General features: G+C 41.9%; 5 protein-coding genes. 2 read left to right on the plus strand and 3 right to left on the minus strand.

Going from position 1 to position 6085, the window contains the following annotated elements:
- Nucleotides 1–8: 8 nt before the first annotated feature.
- Entirely contained in the window at nt 9–617 is a 609-nt protein-coding gene (locus VJ786_RS08910) for an RNA polymerase sigma factor (protein WP_099367686.1), read from the minus strand.
- Nucleotides 618–894: 277 nt separating this feature from the next.
- Between VJ786_RS08910 and VJ786_RS08915 the strand changes: the two genes are divergently transcribed.
- Together VJ786_RS08915 and VJ786_RS08920 are read left to right on the plus strand one after the other, a co-directional pair.
- Nucleotides 895–1743 carry a universal stress protein gene (locus VJ786_RS08915; RefSeq protein ID WP_134776744.1) on the plus strand — a complete coding sequence of 283 codons (849 nt, stop codon included), beginning with the start codon at nt 895–897 and terminating at the stop codon, nt 1741–1743.
- 97 nt (nt 1744–1840) lie between these two features.
- The gene (locus VJ786_RS08920) at nt 1841–2077 is read left to right on the plus strand and encodes a hypothetical protein (RefSeq protein ID WP_099367684.1); all 237 of its coding nucleotides are present in this window, start codon (nt 1841–1843) and stop codon (nt 2075–2077) included.
- A gap of 305 nt (nt 2078–2382) precedes the next feature.
- Here VJ786_RS08920 and VJ786_RS08925 read toward each other — a convergent pair whose 3' ends face one another.
- The gene (locus VJ786_RS08925; protein WP_134776745.1) at nt 2383–4650 is read right to left on the minus strand and encodes an aconitate hydratase; all 2268 of its coding nucleotides are present in this window, start codon (nt 4648–4650) and stop codon (nt 2383–2385) included.
- Nucleotides 4651–4795: 145 nt separating this feature from the next.
- Nucleotides 4796–5476: a ribulose-phosphate 3-epimerase gene (gene rpe / locus VJ786_RS08930; RefSeq protein WP_134776746.1), complete on the minus strand. Its 681-nt coding sequence runs from the start codon at nt 5474–5476 to the stop codon at nt 4796–4798.
- Nucleotides 5477–6085: the final 609 nt, after the last annotated feature.

Raw genomic sequence — 6085 nt, forward strand, 5'->3', positions numbered from 1 at the left:
TATAAAAATCAGGATTGTATATTTTCTAAATTGTGGAGCTCACCATATAGCTTTCTCAGCTTCTGTTTTGCTCTTGTTAAATATGTTCTGGAGGTACTTTCGGGAATCTCCAACTTTTTGCCGATCTCTTCGTGCGAGAATCCTTCGATTTCGTAGAGGTTGAAAATGGAACGTTGGATATCGGGCAACTGTTGGATCAGGGCGATGATATCCTGATATTCCAAGCGGCTGTCGTTCTGCACGGAATAATGCAGGTTGTCTGAACCATTAAGGTCATCCAACATCAGCACCTGTTTTCTCACCCTTAGTGCGTCAATGGCGGTATTTACAGCGATCTTGCCCATCCAAGAACGGAAAGTCTTCTCGAGCACGGCATCTTCCTCGTGGATGGAGAAGCTGCTCACCTTATTGAAAACTTTCACAAAACACTCATTGGTAATCTCTTCGGATTCCATTTCATGTTTCATGTAGCGGATTACAATGGCCATGATATAGCCGTAATATTTCTTATAGATAAAAGCTTTGCTCTTTTCCGAACCGGACATAGCACAGGACTCCAACGCAGTTCTTAAACTCCATGGTTTTGCAGTACCTAGGTATTTCTGAATGATTCCCACCCTATGTCTTTACGTTATCTAGTTAATTATACAAATTTAATAACTAGATTAAAGTTTTGACGCATGTAAACTTTCCTCCTATATTTTTTGTATATTATATACGGTCTATGTTATTAAAATGCTACAGGTTTTTAAAAAATTTTCTTCAATAGGCTAAAACGTAGCAAGCAAAAAAACCTTGCATAAGATTGACATAAACTACCTAAAATAATGACCAATATCATGGAGCAATTGGACATTTAATTGTTAAATTTAAGGAAACACTTAATGAAAGATTATGAGAGCCATATTATTTCCCACCGATTTTTCAGAAACTGCTACTAATGCCTTTCTGTACGCCCTAAATATAGCCAAATCTATTGACGCTAAAATTTATGTGCTTTATACCTACCTGGAACCCGTTTTATCGGCTACCCATGGCGGACAACCGGAGCTTTTGGGCGAGGTTTACCAAACAATTGAACTGAATCAGTTTGAGATATACAAAAAGAAGACACAGGTGCTGCACGATATGGCCGAAGAGCAAGGAATAAACGATGTGGAATTGGTTTTCCTATTTGAAGAGGGACCTGTTGCTTCGGTGGTGAAAAAAATCGTCGAACGCGAAAAGATCCATTTGGTGGTGATGGGTACCCATGGGGAATCGGGATTCCTTTCGAAGGTAATCGGCACCAACACGGTAAATGTGATTCGAACCATCCAAAATCCTGTTTTGGCAATTCCTCCGCATGCTAAATACAAGGAAATAAAACGTACGGTATTTACTTCGCTTTTCCGCGAGAAGGATAAATCTGCATTGAAAGAAATGTTGATCATGGCCAAGGCCATTGGCGCGAAAATCGATATCCTTCATATTTTACATAACCAGAATGTTTCTGATGTGATGCTTCATACTGAAAACTGGCGACATGAATTTCCTCAGGAGGAGATTGAATATATTTTATTGGATGAGGTGGAAAGTATTGAAACAACGATATTGAACTATATCATTGAGAATAATGTAGATATATTGGGGATAGTGAAAAGGAACAGGAGTTTCTTCGATAGGTTGTTCAGTAGCAGTGTGAGCAATAACTTAGCTTTTCACTCAAAAGTACCTATCTTAGTGTTCCATGAAGAAAAATAGGCTGTTTTTTGTGGTATAAATAAGGATGTTTGTACTGGTATAAATCAAGCTATTTGTACTAAAAATTTAGGCTAATCTTCATTTAAAAAAGATCATCATGCAACAGGTCATCAAAAAACTGGAGTCTTTAGGAAAGATCAACCAAATGGCGGAAAAATACACCCAAATCACCGATGAAAATCTGGAGGAGCATGGGGTGCTGTTTTTTATTCCTTTGGAAAAATATGAGGTGAAGGTGCTGATACCAGCGCCTTATCATAAGGAGCTATTGGCAAAGGGAAATCCGACTTACAAGCAGATCTTGAACCATAAAGAAGCGATGTTGCTTAGGTGATGATTTATTAACTTTGCGACGCTGTCTTTGCGAAGAACTGTGCGTGTCATTGCGAGGAGGCACGACAAAGCAATCTTCCCGCATGTCATCCTGAGCGCAGTCGAAGGATCTGTACGGTAGGCGGTTAGTATACGAACAGATCCTTCGACGATGCTCAGGATGACAAAGTCCAAAGATTGCTTCGTTCCTCGCAATGACGCGAAAAAAATTACAAATCGATAAAAAACAAAAAAAGGGCTGCGAATGCAGCCCTTTCCTCAATAGTCTAAAATCTATTGTCTAATATCTATTATCTAATATCTCCTCTACGACGCCTGTCCAGCTCTGATAATATTCAAAGCACCACCAGCCTTAAACCACTCAATCTGTTGTTGGTTATACGTATGGTTAGCTAAGATTTCCTCAGAACTACCATCTTCATGGTGAAGAACAAGAGTTAAAGGTTTATTCGGAGCGAACTCAGTCAATCCAATGATATCGATCGTATCGTTTTCTTGGATTTTATCGTAGTCCTCTTTGTTATCAAATGTAAGACCCAACATACCTTGTTTCTTAAGGTTTGTTTCATGGATACGAGCGAAAGATTTCACCAATACCGCACGAACGCCTAAATGGCGAGGCTCCATTGCTGCATGCTCACGAGAAGATCCTTCACCGTAGTTTTCATCACCTACCACGATAGAACCGATTCCTTGCGCTTTGTAATCACGTTGCGTTGCAGGAACAGCACCATATTCACCAGTCAACTGGTTTTTCACGTTATCTGTTTTCTCGTTGAAGTAGTTCACCGCACCGATCAGCATGTTGTTGGAGATATTATCCAAGTGACCACGGTATTTCAACCAAGGACCAGCCATCGAAATATGGTCAGTTGTACATTTACCTTTCGCTTTGATCAATAATTTCAAGCCTTTCAAGTCTGTACCTTCCCAAGGAGCGAATGGCTCTAACAATTGCAGACGATCAGAAGTTGGGGAAACCTCCACAACCACGTTTGATCCATCTTCTGCAGGAGCTTGGTATCCTGGATCATCCACCGCGAAACCTTTAGTAGGTAATTCATCACCTGTAGGCGGATCCAATTTCACTTGCTCACCATCTTTGTTGGTCAAGGTATCCGTAAGCGGGTTGAAGCCCAAATCACCGGAGATAGCGATTGCTGCTACCATTTCAGGTGAAGTTACGAATGCATAAGTATTCGGGTTACCATCCGCACGTTTCGCGAAGTTACGGTTGAACGAGTGAACGATTGTGTTTTTTTCTTGTTTGTCGGCACCTGCACGATCCCACATACCGATACATGGACCACATGCATTGGTAAAGATCGTTGCGTTCAAGTCCTCGAAGTTTTTCAACAAACCATCACGGTCAGCTGTAAAACGAACTTGTTCAGAACCTGGGTTGATACCAAATTCCGCTTTGGTTACCAAACCTTTTTCGATCGCTTGGCGAGCGATGGAAGCAGCGCGAGACAAATCCTCGTAAGAAGAGTTTGTACAAGAACCGATCAATCCCCACTCTACTTTCGTAGGCCATCCGTTTTTACCAGCTTCTTCGCGCATGCGAGAAATTGGTGTGTATAAATCTGGCGTAAAAGGACCGTTCAACGAAGGCTCCAATTCCGATAGATTGATTTCGATCAATTGATCGAAGTATTGTTCAGGATTTGCATACACCTCTGCATCCGCAGTAAGGTGTTGTTTGATGGCATTGGCAGCATCCGCAACATCCGCACGGTCTGTAGCGCGTAAATAACGCTCCATAGACTCATCGTAACCGAATGTAGACGTAGTAGCACCAATTTCAGCACCCATGTTACAGATCGTACCTTTACCTGTACAAGATAAAGATTCTGCACCTTCACCGAAGTATTCAACGATAGCACCGGTACCACCTTTTACTGTAAGGATACCAGCAACTTTCAAGATCACATCTTTCGGAGCAGCCCAACCAGAAAGTTTTCCGGTCAATTTCACACCGATCAATTTCGGGAATTTCAGCTCCCAAGGTAATCCAGCCATTACGTCACAGGCATCAGCACCACCAACACCGATAGCGACCATACCCAATCCACCCGCATTCACGGTGTGGGAGTCTGTACCGATCATCATACCACCTGGGAAAGCATAGTTCTCCAATACCACTTGGTGAATAATACCTGCACCCGGTTTCCAGAAACCGATACCATATTTATTAGAAACAGAACTTAAGAAGTTGAACACTTCTGAGCTTTCTTGTTTTGCACGCGTTAAATCTTGCTCCGCACCATCACGAGCTTGGATCAAGTGGTCACAGTGAACGGTTGAAGGCACTGCAGCTTTCGCACGACCAGCTTGCATGAACTGCAATAAGGCCATCTGTGCAGTAGCATCTTGCATTGCTACGCGATCCGGTGCAAAATCCACGTAAGATTTTCCACGTTCGTATGCTTCAGTCGCGTTTCCGTCCCAAAGGTGAGCATACAGAATTTTCTCAGATAAAGTCAATGGTTTATTAACAATCTGACGAGCTGCATTGATGCGCTCATCATATTGTGCATAAACCTTCTTAATCATGTCTATATCAAAAGCCATTTATTTTTATTTTAATTAGATTTTAACTCTACTACTAATCATTTCCTCAAATTGTTTGAGTACATTAGCAAAAATACCAAAAAAAACCATGTTTAGTTGCAATTCTGCCATTCCAAGCTAATTTGGAAATATTCTAAACAAAAGCCTAAACGTATTTCAAACTTGGGTCTACCGCCTTCAGGGTTTTTACGGTTTCCATCGGATTTTCAGAGCTGAACACAAAACTTCCAGCCACCAATACATCCGCTCCAGCCGCCAATAATTGTCCAGCATTGCTGGTGCCCACTCCCCCATCAATCTCGATCAAAAGATCGGTATTGTTTTCTACCGCCAATGCACGCAGTTCCTTGATCTTATCGTAGGTGCGTTCGATAAATTTCTGTCCTCCAAATCCTGGGTTCACCGACATCAAACAAACCAGGTCGATATCCTGGATGATATCCTTCAGCAAACTTACCGGTGTATGCGGGTTTAACGCAACTCCAGCTTTACAGCCTAACTCTTTAATAGCCGCGATGGTACGGTGTAGATGCGTACATGCTTCATAATGCACGGTGATGATTTCCGCACCGGAATCTTTACAAACTTTCAGATAGCGATCTGGATCAACGATCATCAAATGCACGTCCAAAGGTTTTTGGGCATGCTTGGCGATGGCCTGCATCACTGGGAAACCAAAAGAGATGTTTGGAACGAAAACCCCATCCATAATATCAATATGAAACCAATCTGCTTCACTTTCATTGACCATTTGGATATCTTTTTTCAAATCAGCAAAATCCGCAGCTAAGATGGAAGGTGCTATTAAATGTTTTTGTGAGGACATGTTGTTATTTTTTTGCAAAGATAACAAGTAATCAGCGTTATTCCGAATATAGTTAAAGTGTTTAGGAGGTTTATTGACATCGCGAGGGTTCGCGTCATTGCGAGGGTTCGCGTCATTGCGAGGAGGTACGAGGAAGCAATCTTTGAACTTTGTCATCCTGAGCAGCGTCTTTGTCATCCTGAGCGGAGTCGAAGGATCTGTACGTGTACCAAATGTAAATGCTTCGACTGCGCTCAGCATGACATGCGGGAAGATTGCTTCGTTCCTCGCAATGACGTAATGATTGCTTCCTCGTACCTCCTCGCAATGACGTAATGATTGCTTCCTCATGCCTTCTCGCAATGACGTAATGATTGCTTCCTCGTACCTCCTCGCAATGACGCAGCCAAAAAAAAATGGGGCTGTCTAAAAAGGTCTCTTAAAAAAATAACCCCGTCATTAAAAAATGGCGGGGTTTTTCTGTTTTTTGTCCTCAAGATTTTGTATCTTAAGGTGCAACCAAAAAACAATATGGCAAACATACAATTCAAAGCGCTTCCATCCAATAGTCCGAGTCTTTTTCCTGAGAATATTTTAGACCGTATCCCCTTGAACCATCCGGTTCGTTTG

It is taken from the genome of Sphingobacterium tenebrionis (genome assembly GCF_037126265.1).
Taxonomy (GTDB): Bacteria; Bacteroidota; Bacteroidia; order Sphingobacteriales; family Sphingobacteriaceae; genus Sphingobacterium; species Sphingobacterium tenebrionis.

Excerpts from the sequence above, each read along its gene's own strand:
- VJ786_RS08915 (WP_134776744.1), top strand. The coding sequence starts at position 895 with ATGAGAGCCATATTATTTCCCACCGATTTTTCAGAAACTGCTACTAAT.
- VJ786_RS08920 (WP_099367684.1), top strand. The coding sequence starts at position 1,841 with ATGCAACAGGTCATCAAAAAACTGGAGTCTTTAGGAAAGATCAACCAA.
- VJ786_RS08925 (WP_134776745.1), bottom strand. The coding sequence starts at position 4,650 with ATGGCTTTTGATATAGACATGATTAAGAAGGTTTATGCACAATATGAT.
- rpe (WP_134776746.1), bottom strand. The coding sequence starts at position 5,476 with ATGTCCTCACAAAAACATTTAATAGCACCTTCCATCTTAGCTGCGGAT.